The sequence below is a fragment of the Candidatus Binataceae bacterium genome (assembly GCA_036495685.1).
Lineage (GTDB): Bacteria > Desulfobacterota > Binatia > Binatales > Binataceae > JAFAHS01.
This window is the reverse complement of sequence record DASXMJ010000232.1, coordinates 1-18,301: the sequence shown is the minus strand read 5'-3', so window position 1 is coordinate 18,301 and position 18,301 is coordinate 1. Positions and strand designations below refer to the sequence as shown.

Here is an 18,301-nt window from a genome sequence, read left to right as displayed (position 1 = left end):
CGAAAGCCCAGGCGGGTGAGATAATGAGCTTTTCTCTCTACGTGCATATTCCCTACTGCCAGGCGAAGTGCCCTTACTGCGACTTCAACTCCTACGCGGCAGCGACCTGGCCGGAGGCCGATTACTCGCGGGCGCTGATCCTGGAGATGGAACGTCGACGCAACGAGTCTCCGTTTGCGGGCGAGTCCCTGCGCACGGTCTTCTTCGGGGGTGGCACACCGTCACTGTTCGCTCCGGAGTCGATCGGCGCAATTCTCGAGGCAGCCAATCGGCGCTTCCCGATTGAGCGCGATGCGGAAATAACCCTGGAGGCGAACCCCGGCACGTTGAGCGAAGCAAAACTCGCCGGGCTGCGTGCGGCCGGAATCAATCGCCTAAGCCTCGGCGCCCAATCGTTCAACAACGAGACCCTGAAATTTCTCGGCCGGATTCACGACGCCGACCAGACGCGCCAAGCCGTCGCCATGGCCCAGCGGGTGAATTTCGATCGCCTCAACCTCGACCTGATTTTTGCGGTGCCGGGGCAGACGCTGGAAAGCGTGCACACCGACATCGAGGAGGCCGCTGCGCTCGGACCCGATCATATCTCTGCGTACAACCTGACTTTCGAGGAAGGCACCGGGTTCTTCACCGACCTCAAGCGCGGGCGAATCAAGCCACTGGCCAACGACGAGCAGGCCGCGATGTACGCCGAGGTGCGCACGGAACTGCCCCGACGCGGCTACGCGATGTATGAAATTTCTAACTATGCGTGCCCCGGCCACGAAGCCCGACACAACCTGACCTACTGGCGCGGGCAGACTTACCTCGGCATCGGCGCCGGCGCGCATAGTTTTGCGCTGGGGTCGTCAGACTCGGGTGCAGGACCCAACGCCTACGGCCGACGCTGGTGGAATGAGCGTAACCCGGGGCGCTATATCGAACGGGTGCAGCGGGACGGCGGTGCACAATCCGGCGGCGAAGAAATCGATCAGATGACCGGCGCAAGCGAATTCGTGTTTCTGAATCTGCGCCTGCGCGAGGGGTTCGCGGAGCAGGAGTTTGCTGCGCGCCTGGGACGACGCTTTGACGATATCTTTGGAGCCCGCGCCGCGCGATTGGTGGAAGGTGGTTTGTTGCTGCGGAGCGCCGAGCGCATCTTTCTGAGCGATCGCGGGCTGGAACTCGCCGATTCAGTCTTCGCTGAATTCGTATAAGTTCTCCGCCACGGCACCCACCGGGAACTCGAAAGTCCTGCCGGCCGAGCTGAATTTGTGTCGGTGGAAATGACGTACTGCGGCTAAGCACGTTGCATCGCGCTATCGAGCAACTGAGCTACCTGAGCCGGCGTCGCCAGGCGGATGAATGCGCCCAACCGCGGGCCGCGTTCCTGCGCGAGGATCGTCCGGTAGAGCAAGGGGAAAACCTTACCGGGCTTGTCGTAGTACTGGCGGCCGAAGTCGTAGATCTTTTTTTCAATTTCTTCGGCACTGGCCGCGGTGTTGGCGCGCAGCCAGTCCGCAATTGCTGCCAGCTGCGGGCGCTCGGCCGCGTTCGGAATGTGGGGCTTCTTGGTCGGCTCGATGAAGTCCTGATAAAAATTCTCCGCCGATTGTATCAGCGTAAGCGCCAGTGCCTTGGTGTCCGCATCATTCTCGATCGCGGGGTCATAGCGCTTGAGATATTCCCAGAGGTAGTCGCGCTCCACGGCCCCGACCGCGGGCACCAGATTCATGATCATCGCGAACGTCAGCTGCGAGTCGAAGCGGCGCGGGCTGCGGTCCTGCAGCACGAACACCAGCGGCGAGTTCTGACGCGCCTCTTGGTTGGGAGCCGCGGCGTATTCCCGGAGCGCGTCGAGGTATTCATCGACGTATTGCGGAATAGTCGCAAGGAACAGTTTGCGGGCGCGCCGCGGATTGGTCAGGAGAAAAAACTTGAGGACCTCGATGGGCGCGTAGCGTTCCCATTGCTCGACGGTTACGCCACGACCGATCGACTTGGAGACCTTGTGTCCCTCGTCGTCAAGGAACATCTCAAAGGGAAATCCGAGCGGCGCGCGGCCGCCCAGCACGCGGAGAATCGCCGCGGAGAGCCGCGCCGAATCGGTCAGGTCCTTGCCGTAGAGCTCGTAGTCGACCGCCAGCGTGAACCAGCGTAGCGCCCAATCGACCTTCCATTGCGCCTTGGCGCGGCCCCCGAAGACGGTCTGCTCGCCGCTCCATCCGCAGCCTGCGGTCTCGGCCGCGCTCCGTTCGCAGGTGAACTCGATGGTGCCGCGGTCCGGATGATAGGCGGTCACCGTGCGTTCGATCATTTTTCCGCACTTGGGGCACAGCGGCATTAGCGGGGACCAGCCGGGACGATTCTCCTCGCGCAGCGTGGGCGTGACGATCGCGACTATCTCGTCATGTCTGGCCAGGATGCGCTTGAGACCTTCGTCGAATTCGCCGTTTCGATACATCTCGGCCGAACGCCGCAGCTCGTACTCTACTTCCACCGGCGCCAGGAACTCGCCCAGTAGGCCAATCATGTGATCGGCGAAGCTGGCGCAGCATCCGAACGGATCGGGAATACGCGAGACCGGGACCCCTAAACATTGTCCCAGCTCCTCGCGCCGTGGAACATTCTCGGGCACCTTGCGGAGTCCATCCATGTCGTCGATGAATACGATGAGACGCGATGCCCGCGCCGGCTCGATCATCGCAAACGCCTGGCGCACGTACGCCGGGCGTAACACCTCGCACATGGTACCGAGGTGGGGCAGGCCCGACGGCCCGAAGCCACTCTCGAAGATGACCGGACGCTCCGGAGGATAGTCGCGAATGCGCTCCTGAAGCCGCCGCGCTTCCTCGTGTGGCCACGCATCGCTGCTGGTCGGCATTTGGTGGAGTGGTTGTGCGCCTGGCGGCATGCCCGGTTATTCCTCACCCTCCCCGCGCAGTACCCGCGCGACCGCATCATGAATCCAGGGATCGATTTGCAGATCGCGATTCTTGGCGGAGGCAAGACGAAGCTTAACCGCGCAATTCGCGCAGATAAAGGCCCGCTGGGAAAAACCCGCCGCATCCTCGACGCTGATGCGCAAAAGCCAGTCGCCCACTGGCCTGCGGCACAGTACACATTTTTCCGGTGGCGATGAAGAATTCTGATGTTCCATTCCGGCAACTATTCTACATCATTGCTTCGCGGCAGGATGCTGTGGTAACTCCCCAGTCGCATGGAGCCCGACCCGGGCGCTATCATTCATCCAAGTCACCCCGCACTGGCCCGCGAGCTTTGCGTGTCGTTAAGCCGTGAGCTCAGCGCGGTGACCCGCGCGACCTCAACGGCAACGTTTCACCCACGCTGAATGGATCAGGCATATACCAAACAGAAACTCAAGGAACTCCGCGCCCTGGTCGATGAGGGTGATCGGGTCGCGATCGTATTGCAGGACGATCCGGATCCCGACGCGATGGCCAGCGCGATGGCTCTGCGGACGCTGCTCGGCCGCAACAAGCTCACCACTCCGTTGTTCAGCTTCAAGCCGGTCACCCGTCCGGAAAACCGCACCATGGTCCATCTGCTCGAGATCGATATCGAGCCGGCCGAGACCGCGGAACTGGACGAGTATGACAAGATTGCGATGGTCGATGTGCAGCCGCCGTTCTTCGGCGACAAGCTGACGCGCGCCCACATCGTTATCGACCACCATCCGAACTACGAGTCGAGTGACGCGCCGTTTGTGGATGTCCGCACCAAGTATGGAGCCACCTCCACGATCATGACCGAGTACTTGATTTGCGCCGACGAGCGCATCAGCGAACGCCTCGCGACTGCGCTGCTCTACGGAATCCGCAGCGATACGCTGGCGCTCTCGCGACGCGTGACCGACGACGATTTGCAGGCTTTCGTGACGCTCTATCCGATCGCGAACTACAACATGCTCAAGCAGATCGAGCGTCCCGAACTACCAGCCGAATTCGCCAGAATTCTCTCGCGCGCCCTGGCGCGAATAGAAGTCGTCGACGGACTAGCGGTGCTGAACCTGGGCCAGGTCGCGCGCGACGACATCATCGTGCAGGTCGCGGACTTCTGCCTTCAGTTCGAGGGCGTGGAATGGGTTGCGGTGGCAGGAAAGCTGGGTAGCAACCTGGTGATCGCGGTCCGCAACTACGGCATGAGCGGCGACAACGCCGGCGAGGTAGTCAAAAACCTGTTTGCCGACATCGGCAGCGCCGGTGGCCATCGCAACATGGCGAAGGCGGTAATCAAGCAGACTGCGTGGCGCAGGCGTGAAGGCAGCACGCGCGACCGGTTCGTCGAAGAACGTCTGCGTGAGCTGGTCCTCGCTGAAATTTCCGGCGAGCGCAAGCGCCACGAGTCGCGCGTCGCCTCGCGCAACGGCGGATAAGCGCTCCCTTACGATACCGCTCGTTGGGGTTTAATTTCTCCGATCAGTTTACCCGCGTCCTCGTAGCCCGTATCGTATACGCCGTGAGCGTTGTGGAGGCGACGGCAGAGGTCAAAAATCGACTGGGGCTCCATCTCCGTGCCGCATCGACGCTGGCGCAGGCCGCCGGCCGCTTTTCTTCCAAGATCACGATCGCGCGTGGCAAGAATCAGGTCAGTGCCAAAAGTATAACCGGCCTGATGATGCTTGGTGCCGAGAAGGGCGTGAAGGTGAAAATTCGCGCAGAGGGTGAAGATGCTCGCGATGCGCTCAAGACAGTCGAGACGCTATTCGAAGAGCGTTTTGGCGAAGAGTGAGGTTCTTAAGAGAGATTGCTCATTGTTTCGAGAAAAACACCGCTCATTGTCTTGAGAGGATGGTTGGGTCGAAGCTCGGTCGGCACCTCGGGACTTCAGTCGCCCGCACGAGGTTAACGGCATCGCGCCTTGATTCCACCTGACCGGTCGGTTATTAGATCGGCAACCAAACTCAGACTAGAATCCGCAGAATTGCCAGATTTCACAGGGTTTTTCGTTCTGACCGTCGCGCATCTGCGAAATCCGCGGGTTTCTGTTGTGCCGTTGCAAGGAGCGATCGCGCATGCCGCTTAAGGACTTCCTTTTTACTTCGGAGTCAGTCTCGGAAGGTCACCCCGACAAGATGTGCGACCAGATTTCCGATGCCGTTGTCGATGCGCTGCTGAGAGAGGATCCGGGGTCGCGCGTCGCGCTCGAGTCGCTGGCCAAAACCGGGCTTATCGTGCTGGCGGGAGAAATCACCAGCACGGCACGACCCGACTTCGTGAAACTGGCGCGGGGGGTCGCGCTTGAGATCGGTTACGACTGCGCGGCCAGCGGGTTCGACGGACACACCTGCGCGGTGCTGACCGCGATCGAACCGCAGTCCGCCGATATCTCGCAAGGGGTCACCGAGGGCCAAGGACTTCACAAGGAACAGGGCGCCGGCGACCAGGGGCTGATGTTTGGTTTTGCCTGCGATGAGACCGAGGAGCTGATGCCGCTGCCGATCGCGATGGCGCATCGGCTGATGGAAAATCTGGCCAGCATGCGCAAGCAGAAAAAAGTTGATTGGCTGCGCCCCGACTCCAAGAGCCAGGTTACGGTACGTTACGCGGATGGCAAGCCGGCCGAAATCACCGCGGTTGTAATCTCCACCCAGCACACTCCCGAAGTGAGGCAGGAAACCATCCGCGAGTGCATGATCGAGGAACTCATCAAGAACACCATTCCCGCTAAATATCTGACCCGCTCGACGGTCTACCACGTAAACCCGACCGGCCGTTTCGAAATCGGCGGACCGCACGGTGATTGTGGTCTGACCGGGCGCAAAATCATCGTCGACACTTACGGCGGTTACGGACGCCACGGCGGCGGCGCTTTCTCGGGCAAGGACCCGAGCAAGGTCGATCGCTCGGCGTGCTACATGGCGCGCTATGTCGCCAAGAACGTGGTCGCCGCCGGCCTGGCCAAGAAGTGCGAGATCCAGGTCGCGTACGCAATCGGCGTCGCCGAGCCGGTCTCGCTTCTGGTCGATACTTTCGACACCGGTGTCGTGCCAGACGCGAAACTTTCGTCTCAGCTGCGCGAGCTCTTTGACTTTCGCCCCGCCGGAATTATCCGAAAGCTTGACCTGAAACGGCCCATCTACCAGAAGACCGCCGCCTATGGACATTTCGGTCGCACGGCCCACGACGGGTGGTTTCCGTGGGAGCGCACCGACATGAAAGAAAAGCTGCGCAGCGCTTTCTAGACGTACGCCCGCGCGCAGCTTCAGCCCACGTCAGCAGTAAACTCTGGAGAACCGACCCCAATGCCATCGACTGCAACCAAAAGAAAACTCGTGTCCAAGGCCCGCCCCAGCGCGCACGCCGTTCAGGAATATGACGTCCACGATCTCGGTTTGGCGGCTGCAGGCTTCAAGCGAATCGAATGGGCCGAGCGCCAGATGCCGGTTCTGCGCCGTATCCGCGAGCGTTTTTTCAAGGAGCTGCCGCTCAAGGGCCAGCGCCTCGGCGCGTGCCTGCACATCACCTGCGAAACCGCCAACCTGCTGCGCGCGCTCAGGGCCGGCGGCGCGGAGGTATTCTGCTGTGCGTCGAACCCGCTCTCGACCCAGGACGATGTTGCCGCGGCGCTGGTGAAGGAATACGACATTCCGACCTACGCCATTCACAACGAGGATCGCGACACCTACTACAGTCACCTGCGTGCGGTACTCGAGCGTCGGCCGACCATCACGATGGATGACGGTGCCGACCTGGTGAGCCTGCTGCACACCGAATACAAGGATCGCGCCCCGGAAGTCCGTGCGAGCATGGAGGAGACTACCACCGGGGTTATCCGGCTGCGTGCGATGGAAAAGGACCGCGCCCTACGCATCCCGGTCGTCGCGGTCAACGACGCGCAGACCAAGCACATGTTCGACAATCGCTACGGCACCGGCCAATCAACCCTCGACGGCATCATCCGCGCCAGCGGGCTCCTGATCGCGGGATCGGTGGTGGTAGTTGGTGGCTATGGCTGGTGCGGCAGAGGGATCGCCACGCGCGCGCGCGGACTGGGGGCCGACGTAATCGTCACCGAGGTTGATCCGGTACGCGCGCTTGAAGCGGCGATGGACGGGCTGCGCGTCATGAAGATGGCCGAAGCAGCTAAGCTTGGCGATATCTTCATCACCGCCACGGGCGACAAACACGTGCTGACCTCACAGCATTTCAGCCTGATGAAGGACGGGGCAGTGCTGTGCAATTCCGGCCACTTCGACGTGGAAATCGATATGGCCTACCTGAACGACACCGCCAAAAAAATCGAGCACGAGATTACCAAGAACGTTGATGCCTACCATCTCCCGAGCGGGCGCGTGGTCTACGTGCTTGGACAGGGCCGGCTGGTGAACCTGGCGTGCGCCGAGGGGCATCCAGCACAAGTGATGGATATGAGCTTCGCAACGCAGGCGCTGGCATCGGAGTGGGCCGCCAAGAGCGACGCGCTCGCGATCAAGGTCCATGACGTGCCGATCGAGATCGAAGACGAAGTCGCCGGGGTCAAGTTGGCCTCCATGGGCATCAAGATCGATACGTTGACCGCCGAACAGAAGAAGTACCTGGAAAGCTGGGAGAGCGGCACGTAGAAGATCGGAAATCCGCAGCTGACACGGGCAGAGAGAAGGGGGGAAACTCCGCTGGCTTCCGAGCAGCCGCGAAGCTCACTGCCCATCAGGCAATGGATTCCTTAGTCTCTGAGACTTCGATCTTCACGGCTGACCGCCGTCGCCACAACTCGCCGCATCCCACCGAAGTGGCGATTAGCAGCAGCGCAAGAAAGAAGCGTGGTGAGAGCGGATGCCACAGCGCATCGCCCAGAAACGCGAACAGGATGGTCCCCGGAATCATCCCGATCACGCTGGCCCACAGGTAGTCGCGAAAACCTATGCGCGAGGCGCCGGCGATCAGATTGAGCGCATTGTACGGAATCACCGGGACCATACGAAGGTACAGGATGATGTGAAAGCCGTGTCGGGCGATTCGTTCGAGCATCGCGTCAAATCGTTTCCCCACCACGTTCTCGACGAATCCCCGTCCGAGAAAACGTCCCGCTCCGAACGCGACTACCGCCCCGACATTGGCACCAATCAGCGAATAGACCGATCCCCACAGCGTACCGAAGGCAAGTCCGCCCGCGATCGTCATCACCGCGCCCGGCACCAGGAACGAAGGACCGACCGCGTAGAGCATCATGTAAACCAGTGGCCCCCACGCGCCCCACGCCAGGACCTCGAGTTTGACCTGCTTCGGATCCTCGAACCATTCGGTGTGCGCCAGCAGCAGCCACAGCGAGCCCCCGGCGATGATCGCCACGACCACGACCTTGAGAACGTTCAACCACAGCCCACTTCCACCGGCGGGATTCTCGCGGGATTCTTTCAAGGTAGGTGCGGCTGCCATCGGAACGACTCAATCATGATACGGGCGGGCGGCTCAACGAGACAAGCTGGACAACGCCGCTCAGGTGAAAATTAACCTAGGTTTGTGGCCGGCGGGCTATGCTATTACAGTTTCGATGATTAGGCGCCTAGCGAGCGCAGTTTAATGGAGTCTCCGCGGATGAACGAGTTGAAGGACAAGGTTGCTATCGTCACCGGCGGCGGTTACGGCATCGGCAGGGAAATCGCCCTCTCCTATGGACGCGCCGGAGCTAAGGTGGTCGTCGCGGCCCGCACCGAGAAGCCGCTCAAGGAGACCGTCGACGCTTTAAACCAGCTCGGTGCCACGAGCACCTTTGCTCGAACCGACGTGTCGAAGGAAGCCGACTGCGCGGGGATGGCGGAGTTGACGCTCAAGGCGTTCGGCCGCATCGATATTCTCGTCAACAACGCGGGCATCGCCGGTCCGACCAAGCGCATTCCGGATATGTCGCTGGCGGAATGGCAGGAAACTATCGATATCAACCTGACCGGCGCGTGGCTCGCAGCGCGCGCCGTGCTCCCGACCATGGATAAGCAACGCTCCGGTCACATCCTGAACATTTCGTCGGGAGCGGGACGCCGCGGCTACCCGATGCGCTCGCCGTACGCCGCATCGAAGTGGGCGATGCTCGGGCTTACCCAAACCATCGCCGGTGAATGGGGCGCGCACGGAATCCGCTGCAACTGCATCTGCCCGGGGCCGATCGCGGGCGATCGTATCGAACGCGTGATGCACGCGCGCGCCCAGGCAATGAAGGTCCCCTACGAGCAAATTCGTGCGCAGTTCCTCTCGCAGTCGGCGCTCAACCGGATGGCGAGCGAGGAGGAATGCGCTCGCGTAGCACTGTTCCTGGTCAGCGATGCATCGGCAGGGCTGACCGGCCAGACCATCAACGTGGACGCCGGCTCCATCATGAGCTGAATTCCACGCCCGTTCCGCGCACACCCGGTGCGCGGATTCCTGCTCGGCCGCTATTTCTTGATGTGGTGATCGCGGACCGTGGACTCGAAACCAAGCTTGAGCAGCCGCTCGGCGAGTTCTCGCGCCAGCACCGGCGAGCGATGCCGTCCCCCGGTACAGCCGAGGCCTACCATCAGGTAGCTTTTGCCCTCGCGTTGGTAGAGCGGCAGCAGAAATTGGAGGAGCCCCACCACTTCATCGAGAAAGCGGCGCGCCTCCGGCTCCGCCATGACGAACTCGTGCACCCGGATGTCGTGTCCATCCAGGTGCTTGAGCTCCGCCACGAAAAACGGATTGGGCAGGAAGCGCACGTCGAGGATGATATCCATCCCGACCGGAACGCCGTATTTGTATCCGAACGATGCGATCGAAATCGCCATTCGCGAGCCGGTCGCCGCGCTTAAAACCGCGGCGGTAACCACCTCGCGCAATTCGTGAATCGTCAGGGTCGTGGTATCAATGATGCGATTGGCGCGGTCGCGCAGTTCGGCGAGCGCGATGCGTTCGCTGTGAATTCCCTCGGCCACCGTCAGGCCGCCCTCGGCCATCGGGTGCGGGCGGCGGGTTTCGGAATAGCGTCGCGCCAGCACTTCATCAGCTGCATCCAGGAAGATTACTTCCGGGTATATGCCGTTGCGCTCGAGATCTGCAAAAATCCGCGGCCACTGCGGAAAGAACATGCGCTCGCGCGGGTCGATGCCCAGCGCGACACCGGACAGTGCCGGGTCGCGGCCCTCGGTGAGGCGCACGACCTCCAACGCCAGTCCGACCGGCAGGTTGTCGACACAGTAGAAGCTCAGGTCTTCGAGCACGCGCAGCGCCGAGGCGCGGCCCGAGCCGGACACTCCCGTCACGATGATGAGCCGGGAGCTGTTCAAAGCCGGAGCCATCGGCATTTCCCGCGGAGCGCGGCAGGCGGTACTAGGCGCTCAATACTTGTTGTCCTCTTCCTTGATGAGCCGGTAGATTTCGGCTGAATCGGCGGCCTCGATCAGGCGCGCCCGGAAAGCGTCGTCCTTGAGCAGCCGGGAAACTCGCGCAAGCGCTTTCAGGTGCAGGCTGGCAGAATCCTCGGGCGCGACCAGGACGAAGAAAATATGGGTCGGATTGCCGTCCAGCGATTCGAAATCCACGCCCTCGCGATGACGTCCGAAAGCGCCGATGATCTTGTTGGCCCCGCGCAGCTTGCCGTGCGGGATCGCGATCCCGTCGCCAATCGCGGTCGAGCCGAGCCGCTCGCGCTCGCTCAGTACGGCGATCAAGTCCTCGAGCTTGATGCCTGGGTATTTGGCCGCCAGTCCCTGCGCGAGTTCCTTGAGCACTTGGTCCTTGGTGCTTCCCTTCAGCTCGGGGAGGACCATTTCGGGAGCGAGGATTTCGGTGATTTTCATCAGATGGTGCTTTTCAAGTGGGCCGGTGGCCGCCTCACGCCTCGCTCTCCTCTGCTTCGCTGAGAATCTCGCCGGCGGAAAGGGTGCGCACCTTGTTGGTCGCTAGTTTCTCCAGATGCCGAGTAAGCTGGCGGACGATTTTATCCTCAAGCAGATCGATGACCGAGTAAAGATCCTTCGACTCCTGCTCCGCAGTCGCCGACAATCGGCCCGATTTGACAGTAACTTCGCCGTGCTGGCGGTATTTGTCAACCGAGAGTATCACGTGGGCTTCACATGCGCGTTTGAGGAACTTCCCCAGATGCGCGAATTTGCGTTCCGCGTAGCCACGCACGGCGCTGCTCGGAGCGACGTGGCGAAAAGTGACGGTCACCGTGGTGGCAACCGGGCCGCGCGCCGCACGCTGCTGCTTACGCATCACCTTTCTGCGCTTCCCTTCGACCTTGTTCTTCATTGGGTTTCGCCTTTGGGCCGGTAATCTTCATCCGACCTGTTTGCGATTGGCCGACGGCAGGATTCCGAGCGCCTGGCGATACTTGGCGACGGTCCGACGCGCGATATTGATTTGCTTCGCTCGCAGCAGCTCCGCGATCGCCTGGTCTGACAGGGGGTTGCGGGGTTCCTCCGCCGTCACCAGCGCACGAATTTGCTCCTTCACGGTCTCCGCGCTGACATCTTCGCCGCTCGCCCCCTTGACGCCGGAGGTAAAGAAGAATTTCAGCTCGAAAATTCCCTGCGGGGTATGCGCGTACTTGTTGGCGGTGGCCCGGCTGATGGTGGATTCATGCATTCCGATGTCTTCCGCCACATCCTTGAGCACCAGCGGCTTCAGCTGACTGATGCCATGATCGAAGAAGGCCCGCTGAAACTTGACGATCGAATTGGCTACTTTGAAGATCGTCTGCTGGCGCTGGTAGATGGACTTCACCAGCCATTTCGCCGAGCGCAGCCGCTCCTGCAAATATTCGCGGGTCTCCGGCGCCGAGTTGCTATCGTTCATCACGCGCTGGTAGTAGCCTGCGATCCTGAGACGTGGCACCGCATCGCGATTGAGCGTCACGATGTAGTCGTTGCCGATCTTATGAATGTAGACGTCGGGCACGACGTAAGTGGGCTCTTCGCCGCCGTAATCGCGTCCCGGCTTGGGCTCCAACATCGCGATTATCTTGTGAGCCTGTCCGACCATCTCCACGCTCACGCCAAATTGTTTGGAGATTTCGGTGTAACGATGTTTCTCCAGAAGGTCTAAGCGCTCGCGAACGATCCGCGCCGCGAGCGATCCCTCCATTCCCAGGTTCTCGAGCTGCAGGAGCAGGCATTCGCGAAGATCGCGCGCCGCGCATCCGGGCGGGTCGAAGCGCTGTACCCGCTTAAGCACTCGCTCTACCTCGCCCGCCGTGGTCTCCAGCTGCTGCGCCAACTCGTCCAGCGGTGTCTCGAGATAGCCGCCGTCGTTGAGGTTGTAAATGATGGTTGCGGCGATTCTCTGGTCCGCCTCGCTCAGGCTGGTAAGCCCAAGCTGCCACATAAGATAGTCTTCCAGCGTGCGACGACGGGTCGAAGTATTCTCGAGTGCGCTGCGATGGTCGTCCTCGGAATCAGCCGGTGCGCTTTCCTGCCAGTTGTTTGAGTAGGTCTCCAGGTAATCGTTCCAGTCGAGTTTGGCGAGTCCGTCCAGTTCCTTCAGTTCTACGGCAGCGTCGTGAGCTTCGGTCTCGAGTGTCTTGGGGGGTCCCTCGGGTGCACCGTCGCCGGGTTCCCAATCATCGACCGGCTCGTCGGGCGGCGTGGCCTCGGGCTCGGCCCCCAGCCGCTCCTCTTCCGCTGCGGCGACCACTCCGTCTCCGTCGGGAGCTTCAGCCTCGCGCGCGGCCTCCGCCGGGCTCTGGTCGAGCGGTTCGAGCATCGGATTCTGCTCGAGCTCCGTTTGCACGACGGTTTCTAGTTCCGGCAGGGAAAGTTGCAGAATCTTGATCGCCTGCTGCAACTGGGGTGTCATCACCAGCTGCTGGCGGAGTCGCAAATCCTGTCCGAGTTTTACCTCTAACGGCATCTAACCTTTCGCCTCAGGGGTTATTGTCTTCGGTGGGGCTCCCCTGAATTGCGGGCGGCACCTGCGGCGGCCGCTCACGTGTTTGCACGGCCGGGGAAACGCCCCGCGAGGTCGCTGCCCCATCAACGGAGGGCTTGGATTCCTTGGGAAAGATCACGGCGCGCGCGTTCTCCACGTCGCTCTGATTGGTGTCGAGGTGCACCGTAATCTTGGTACCCGCAATCTGATCCTCGCCATCATGCACCACGGGAGAGCCCGTGAGGGTCACGGTATGCTTGGTCTGGTCCAGTATCGCATGATCGCCGGTCGCCCAGCGCGTGCCCTGACTAATCCGCACGTTGCCGTCGGCGATCATTTCTCGGACGTCATGTAGGTCCTGTCCGTAATTCACGCGCAAAGTGTCGCTGGTGACCTGGCTGTTTCCGTTGTTCACGTGAACCCGCCCCGACCACAGCACGGATCTTTTGTTCTGGTCGAAAGACATCGAATTCCCGGTAATGTGGATGGGCTCCTTGCCGCTGGAAAACTGCATTCCCGGGAACGCTCCCTGGTTGGGCTCATTGGATGCCATCGTGGTCGGTTCTTTGTCGCTCTGCGGCCTGGGTCGATCTTTCCCGGATGACGCCTTGCGGGTCTCGACGGGAGCGGATCTTTCGGGTGCTGCCGCAACCGGAGCCACCGCAGGCGTCGCCGTTTCCGCGGCAGCCACCGGCATCACCGGCGCGGGAGATGCCGGGGCGGCTGGCACCAACCGCGAAGCAGCCGCACTCGTCTCGGGCGCTGGCACGGCGACCACCGCCGCAGCAGCCGCCGTCGCGGCCGCCACGGGAGGAACGGCGGCCACTGGAGCTACCGCAACCACCGGAGCTGCTGGTGAAGCAGTCGCGGCGGCTCCCGATTCCATCGGAACAGGAGGTGGACTGCTCGCGACCGGCGCCGGTGATGATTGCGCCGACGGCATCGGAAGCGAATTGGTGGTGGGTTCCACGCGGACTTCTGATGGGTGAGGCGATTCCGCAACGGGCGAAGCAATCACCGCGGGCGCTCCCCCCGATTCCATCGGAATGGGAGGCGCGCCACTCGCGACCGGCGCTGGTGATGGTTCCGCTGATGGCATCGGAAGCGGATTGGTGGTCGGTTCCACACGGACCTCTGATGGATGGGGAGCTTCCGCCGCGGGCGAAGACGCGGCTTCAGGAGCCGTGGGTGGCAGCGAGGCCGGAGGTGCTGTTGCGGCGACTGGTGCAGTTTCAGCCGGGACCGAGGGTGCCGGTGGCAAAGTTGCCACCGGCGGAGCCGGTGGAGGTGCCGTGGCGGTGACCGGCGGAGTTTCCTCGGGAATTGAGGGCGCGGGCTGCGAACTCGCGACCGGAGGCGCTGCTGGCGGCGGTAGCGAAGCCGCTTCTGCTGACGGAGCGGCCTCGGCGGGCGCCGCTCCGCTCGCTCCGGTATCGGTTCCCGGACTGGCTGTCGCTCCAGGTTGGCCGCCGTACACGTGAATGGAGTCCGGGCCCTGGTCGAAATCGTCGACCGAACCGGCTTCGGGTGCGGGCGGGCTTGCCGACGGGCCTGACCGAATCGAGGCTCCCGCACTGCCTGATGGCGCTAGGTCTTGCGCGCGCACCGCGCACGGTACCACCACACCCAGTGTCACCATCGCCGCGATCAAAATGCTCCAGTATCGATGCGACGAGAGCAGCGCCTCAGCTTTGGTTGGCCTTGCCACTGTCCTTCTTGGGAGTGATTTCGGTGCTCACCTGTTGATTCAGTTGGAACACGCGAGTCTTGGAATTCCCCGTGAGTCCGATCCCGATTACCTTGACCCCTTCACCTTCCAGGGTCACCTGCCCGGGCGCTTCCACCTTATCGATGTCGGGCAAGAAGCTGGCGGATTCGGTCGTCACGGTGAAATCGCCGTAATTGATAACCGTGCCGCCACTCAGATCGGCGCGGTTCACGTGATTGCCGTTCATGTGAAGAACCGCGTGTGGTGCCTTTATTTTTACTGGTTTTCCATCGTCTGACGTCATCGCCACGTCGGCATCAGTCAGGACCAGCGCGGACTTGTCACCTGAATAGGCGGCATCGGAGGCGGTCAAGACCCATTGAGGCGTGCCCCCTTTCATCTGGGTCCAATGGAAATTATGGGCGTGAAGCAGGGAACCAGGAACCAATCCGGCCACTTTCTGTATTGCCTGGGCGTCGTGCCGATGCCGAACTACCCATACCGTTACGCCCAAAAGTATCAGGAGCGCGACTGCACCGAACCCCGCCAGCGCCCTGGCGATTCGTCTCGGACTCATTTCACGCTCCGTTCGATCAAGGTATCAAGGGGATTTTTCCAAGTAAACCGAAGGGTCGTCGGACGCCTTACCAGGTCGGCATTTCCTGACGCGGCGCGCGTGCGGCGGTTCTGGTGATAAATCGGTCCGCTTTGACACCGGTGTTTTCCAGTCCCCTGGCAGAGATGATAGGCAGCACTGGCGCGAGGAACGGGCAGTTCGCAAGCCAAGGGTCGCGCTTTGAAAACTTATCCGCGAGTTGCCTGGTGAAGCCGCTTTAAGTCGGTCAGCAGACCCGCTAGTGCGTCCAGCCGAAGCGAGTTAACGCCGTCGCTCAGCGCGTGGTCGGGATCTTCGTGGACTTCCATGAAAATTCCGTCCACACCTACCGCCACCGCCGCACGCGCCAGCGGGGCAATGAACTCTCGCTGGCCGCCCGAATGCTCGCCTGCGGCGCCGGGTAGTTGCACCGAGTGGGTCGCATCGAAAATAACCGGGTAGCCGAAGCCGCGCATGACCACTAGAGCGCGGAAGTCGCTGACCAGGTTATTGTACCCAAAACTCACACCACGCTCGGTAAGCAAAATATTGTGGTTACGAGCACTCTCTACCTTCGCGATTGCCGACTTCATGTCCCAGGGCGCCAGGAACTGCCCTTTCTTGATATTCACGACCCGTCCGGTCGCGGCCGCCGCCTGAATCAAATCGGTCTGGCGCGACAGAAACGCCGGGACCTGCAGAATGTCGACCACCTCCGCCACCGGTTTCGCCTGGCTCACCTCGTGAATATCGGTGAGCAGCGGAACACCGAGTTCGCGCTTGACCCGGGCAAGAATCTCGAGGCCCTTGTCCATCCCGGGACCGCGAAATGATTGGTGACTGGTGCGGTTCGCTTTGTCGAATGAACTCTTGAAGACAAAGGGAAATCCCGCCTTGCGGGTTATCTCCGCGAGCTGGACCGCGTGGCGAATGCTCGATTCGTCACTCTCGATCACGCAGGGGCCGGCAACTAGCGCAAGGCTCGCGCCACCAAAGACCACTTCGCCGGCGCTGACTTCGGCAACTTTCACGAGGCGGTTCTAAGCTCCCTGACGGTCGCGAGCTTTTTGCCGGCGCGTGCACGCCGCTCGATCGCGGCGCGCACCAGGCCGCGAAACAGCGGATGGCAGTCGAGCGGACGCGATTTCAGCTCCGGATGGAACTGACAGCCGATGAACCACGGATGCCCCTTGAGCTCCATGATCTCCACCAGGTTGCCGTCCGGCCACGTTCCGGTCGCTACCAATCCGACCTTTTCCAACCGATCGAGGTAGGCGTTGTTGACCTCGTAGCGATGACGATGGCGCTCCGAGATCTTGGTGCGCCGGTACACCGAAGCGGTCAGCGTTCCGGGCTTGATGGTGCAGGGGTACGCGCCCAGGCGCATGGTACCGCCCTTCTTGGTCACTTCCTTCTGGGTACCCATCAGATCGATCACGGCGTCCGGGGTGTCTTCCGCAATCTCTCTCGAGTTGGCCCGCTTAATCCCGAGCAGATTGCGCGCGGCCTCGATCACCATCATGTGGAGGCCGAAGCAGATCCCGAGAATCGGCACCTGGTTTTCGCGCGCGAAACGCACCGCACGCATCTTGCCCTCGGTGCCGCGCGCGCCGAAGCCGCCGGGAACGATAATCGCGTGCGCCTGCCCCAGGCGTTCCTCGACGTTCTGTTTCTCCAGTTCCTCGGCGTCGACGTAATCGATGTTGACCTTGGCCTCGTTGGCGATTCCCCCGTGCGCGATTGCCTCGTGCAGGCTCTTGTAAGAATCGCCAAGGTCGACGTATTTCCCGACCACCGCGATGTTTACGGTGACCCTGGGACTCTGCGAGGCCTTCACCACGCGGCGCCACTTGCTGAGGTTGGGCGCCCCCGTCCAGATGTTGAGTTTTTCGACCACGCGTTGATCGAGTCCTTCCTCGGACAACTGCAGCGGCATTGCGTAAATGGTTTCCGCATCGGGATCGGAAATGACGCAATTCTCCTCGACGTTGCAAAAATGCGCGATCTTGGCTTTGACTTTCTGGTCGATCTGCTTGTCGCAGCGGCAGATCAGCAGGTCCGGCTGGATTCCCAACCCGGTCAGTTCTTTCACGCTGTGTTGGGTGGGTTTGGTCTTTACCTCGCCCGCGGTCTTGATGAATGGCACCAGGGTCAGATGAACGTAGATGACGTTCTCGCGCCCCAAGTCCCAGCGAAATTCCCGCACCGCTTCGAGGAACGGCAAGCTCTCGATATCGCCAACCGTACCCCCAATCTCGACGATGCAGAGATCGGCGCCTTCCGCCGCCGCCAGAATCCGCCGTTTGATCTCATCGGTGATATGCGGGATGACCTGCACGGTTGCGCCCAGATAGTCGCCGCGTCGTTCTTTCTGGATCACCGTGTCGTAGATCTGTCCGGTGGTGCAGTTGTTGCGCCTGCTCATCCGGGTCTGCACGAAGCGTTCATAGTGGCCGAGGTCGAGATCGGTCTCTGCGCCGTCGTCGGTGACGAACACTTCGCCGTGCTGAGTCGGACTCATCGTTCCGGGGTCGACGTTGATGTAGGGGTCCATCTTGAGCATCGTGACCTTGAGGCCGCGCGCTTCCAGGAGCGCACCCAGCGACGCCGCCGCCAGTCCCTTCCCCAGCGAAGAGACCACCCCGCCCGTTACGAAAATGAATTTGGTTTTCCCGCGCTCCACCATGATGACTTCTTCCCCCCTACCTATGCGCCGAAGACGCCTGAGCCCGGGCCCTGGCAAGGTCCTCTGCAGTATCTATCTCAAGCGATGGCGCCACGGAAGGCACCACCCGGATTGCGTAGCCATTTTCGAGCGCGCGGAGTTGCTCGAGTTTTTCGATTCGCTCCAGCACCCCCTGAGGCAGGGCCGCAAACCGGAGCAAGAACTCGCGCCGATAGGCGTATACGCCGATGTGACGCAGCGCGACCGCAGGGATTGCTTCGGTGTCGCGCGGATAGGGAATCGAGGCGCGCGAAAAATACAGCGCGTTGCCCTGCGCGCCGCGGACAACTTTCACCACGTTCGGATTGGTCCATTCCTGCTGATCCACGATTGGCGTACCGAGGGTCGCCATCGCGATCGACGGATCGGTTCGCATCGGGGTCGCGAGCGCATCTAGGTCGGCGGGATCGAGGAACGGCAAATCACCCTGCACGTTGAGGTAAACCTCGGCG

The 18,301-nt window shown here is 61.6% G+C and carries 20 protein-coding genes; 8 read left to right on the top strand and 12 right to left on the bottom strand.

Features of this window, described 5'->3' with window-relative positions:
• Nucleotides 1-23 precede the first annotated feature (23 nt).
• Entirely contained in the window at nucleotides 24-1,196 is a 1,173-nt protein-coding gene (gene hemW, locus VGI36_20985) for a radical SAM family heme chaperone HemW (protein ID HEY2487627.1), read from the top strand.
• An 83-nt stretch (nucleotides 1,197-1,279) separates the two neighbouring features.
• Here hemW and lysS read toward each other — a convergent pair whose 3' ends face one another.
• Together lysS and VGI36_20975 are read right to left on the bottom strand one after the other, a co-directional pair.
• Nucleotides 1,280-2,893, bottom strand: coding sequence for a lysine--tRNA ligase (lysS, locus tag VGI36_20980; protein ID HEY2487626.1), 1,614 nt, complete (start codon nucleotides 2,891-2,893; stop codon nucleotides 1,280-1,282).
• 6 nt (nucleotides 2,894-2,899) lie between these two features.
• A complete protein-coding gene (locus VGI36_20975; GenBank protein HEY2487625.1) occupies nucleotides 2,900-3,082 on the bottom strand; it encodes a hypothetical protein in 183 nt (60 codons plus the stop codon).
• Nucleotides 3,083-3,331: 249 nt separating this feature from the next.
• Here VGI36_20975 and VGI36_20970 point away from each other — a divergent pair, with 249 nt between their 5' ends.
• The 4 genes from VGI36_20970 (at nucleotide 3,332) to ahcY (ending at nucleotide 7,564) form a co-directional block, all read left to right on the top strand.
• Nucleotides 3,332-4,375 carry a bifunctional oligoribonuclease/PAP phosphatase NrnA gene (locus tag VGI36_20970; GenBank protein HEY2487624.1) on the top strand — a complete coding sequence of 348 codons (1,044 nt, stop codon included), beginning with the start codon at nucleotides 3,332-3,334 and terminating at the stop codon, nucleotides 4,373-4,375.
• 23 nt (nucleotides 4,376-4,398) lie between these two features.
• Nucleotides 4,399-4,731, top strand: coding sequence for an HPr family phosphocarrier protein (locus VGI36_20965; protein HEY2487623.1), 333 nt, complete (start codon nucleotides 4,399-4,401; stop codon nucleotides 4,729-4,731).
• Between the two features lie 283 nt (nucleotides 4,732-5,014).
• On the top strand, nucleotides 5,015-6,184 hold the full coding sequence (gene metK, locus VGI36_20960) for a methionine adenosyltransferase (GenBank protein ID HEY2487622.1): 1,170 nt from the start codon (nucleotides 5,015-5,017) through the stop codon (nucleotides 6,182-6,184).
• Nucleotides 6,185-6,244: 60 nt separating this feature from the next.
• Nucleotides 6,245-7,564 (top strand): adenosylhomocysteinase, encoded by a 1,320-nt coding sequence (ahcY, locus tag VGI36_20955; GenBank protein HEY2487621.1) that lies wholly within the window; start codon nucleotides 6,245-6,247, stop codon nucleotides 7,562-7,564.
• Between the two features lie 85 nt (nucleotides 7,565-7,649).
• Here ahcY and VGI36_20950 read toward each other — a convergent pair whose 3' ends face one another.
• Entirely contained in the window at nucleotides 7,650-8,378 is a 729-nt protein-coding gene (locus tag VGI36_20950; GenBank protein ID HEY2487620.1) for a TVP38/TMEM64 family protein, read from the bottom strand.
• A gap of 159 nt (nucleotides 8,379-8,537) precedes the next feature.
• Here VGI36_20950 and VGI36_20945 point away from each other — a divergent pair, with 159 nt between their 5' ends.
• The gene (locus VGI36_20945; protein ID HEY2487619.1) at nucleotides 8,538-9,320 is read left to right on the top strand and encodes an SDR family oxidoreductase; all 783 of its coding nucleotides are present in this window, start codon (nucleotides 8,538-8,540) and stop codon (nucleotides 9,318-9,320) included.
• A 50-nt stretch (nucleotides 9,321-9,370) separates the two neighbouring features.
• Here the strand turns inward: VGI36_20945 and rapZ are convergent, their stop codons facing one another.
• The 5 genes from rapZ to VGI36_20920 are packed head-to-tail and all read right to left on the bottom strand — an operon-like array spanning nucleotide 9,371 to nucleotide 13,374.
• On the bottom strand, nucleotides 9,371-10,249 hold the full coding sequence (gene rapZ, locus VGI36_20940; GenBank protein HEY2487618.1) for an RNase adapter RapZ: 879 nt from the start codon (nucleotides 10,247-10,249) through the stop codon (nucleotides 9,371-9,373).
• Between the two features lie 39 nt (nucleotides 10,250-10,288).
• The gene (locus VGI36_20935) at nucleotides 10,289-10,750 is read right to left on the bottom strand and encodes a PTS sugar transporter subunit IIA (protein ID HEY2487617.1); all 462 of its coding nucleotides are present in this window, start codon (nucleotides 10,748-10,750) and stop codon (nucleotides 10,289-10,291) included.
• A 34-nt stretch (nucleotides 10,751-10,784) separates the two neighbouring features.
• Nucleotides 10,785-11,204: a ribosome-associated translation inhibitor RaiA gene (raiA, locus tag VGI36_20930; protein HEY2487616.1), complete on the bottom strand. Its 420-nt coding sequence runs from the start codon at nucleotides 11,202-11,204 to the stop codon at nucleotides 10,785-10,787.
• 27 nt (nucleotides 11,205-11,231) lie between these two features.
• Nucleotides 11,232-12,803 carry an RNA polymerase factor sigma-54 gene (rpoN, locus tag VGI36_20925; protein HEY2487615.1) on the bottom strand — a complete coding sequence of 524 codons (1,572 nt, stop codon included), beginning with the start codon at nucleotides 12,801-12,803 and terminating at the stop codon, nucleotides 11,232-11,234.
• Nucleotides 12,804-12,816: 13 nt separating this feature from the next.
• The gene (locus tag VGI36_20920) at nucleotides 12,817-13,374 is read right to left on the bottom strand and encodes an LptA/OstA family protein (protein HEY2487614.1); all 558 of its coding nucleotides are present in this window, start codon (nucleotides 13,372-13,374) and stop codon (nucleotides 12,817-12,819) included.
• 55 nt (nucleotides 13,375-13,429) lie between these two features.
• On the opposite strand from VGI36_20920, the gene VGI36_20915 reads away from it, so the two are divergent.
• Nucleotides 13,430-13,810: a hypothetical protein gene (locus VGI36_20915; GenBank protein HEY2487613.1), complete on the top strand. Its 381-nt coding sequence runs from the start codon at nucleotides 13,430-13,432 to the stop codon at nucleotides 13,808-13,810.
• Nucleotides 13,803-14,123 (top strand): hypothetical protein, encoded by a 321-nt coding sequence (locus VGI36_20910; GenBank protein ID HEY2487612.1) that lies wholly within the window; start codon nucleotides 13,803-13,805, stop codon nucleotides 14,121-14,123. The genes VGI36_20915 and VGI36_20910 overlap by 8 nt, the downstream gene beginning before the upstream one ends.
• 383 nt (nucleotides 14,124-14,506) lie before the next feature.
• Here the strand turns inward: VGI36_20910 and lptC are convergent, their stop codons facing one another.
• The 4 genes from lptC to VGI36_20890 form a co-directional block, all read right to left on the bottom strand.
• Nucleotides 14,507-15,106, bottom strand: a complete 600-nt coding sequence (gene lptC, locus VGI36_20905; protein ID HEY2487611.1) for an LPS export ABC transporter periplasmic protein LptC — start codon at nucleotides 15,104-15,106, stop codon at nucleotides 14,507-14,509.
• A 227-nt stretch (nucleotides 15,107-15,333) separates the two neighbouring features.
• A complete protein-coding gene (gene kdsA / locus VGI36_20900; protein ID HEY2487610.1) occupies nucleotides 15,334-16,155 on the bottom strand; it encodes a 3-deoxy-8-phosphooctulonate synthase in 822 nt (273 codons plus the stop codon).
• The gene (locus VGI36_20895) at nucleotides 16,152-17,810 is read right to left on the bottom strand and encodes a CTP synthase (GenBank protein HEY2487609.1); all 1,659 of its coding nucleotides are present in this window, start codon (nucleotides 17,808-17,810) and stop codon (nucleotides 16,152-16,154) included. The genes kdsA and VGI36_20895 overlap by 4 nt, the downstream gene beginning before the upstream one ends.
• Nucleotides 17,811-17,826: 16 nt before the next feature.
• The coding region (locus VGI36_20890) for a hypothetical protein (GenBank protein HEY2487608.1) at nucleotides 17,827-18,301 on the bottom strand (475 nt) is incomplete at its 5' end.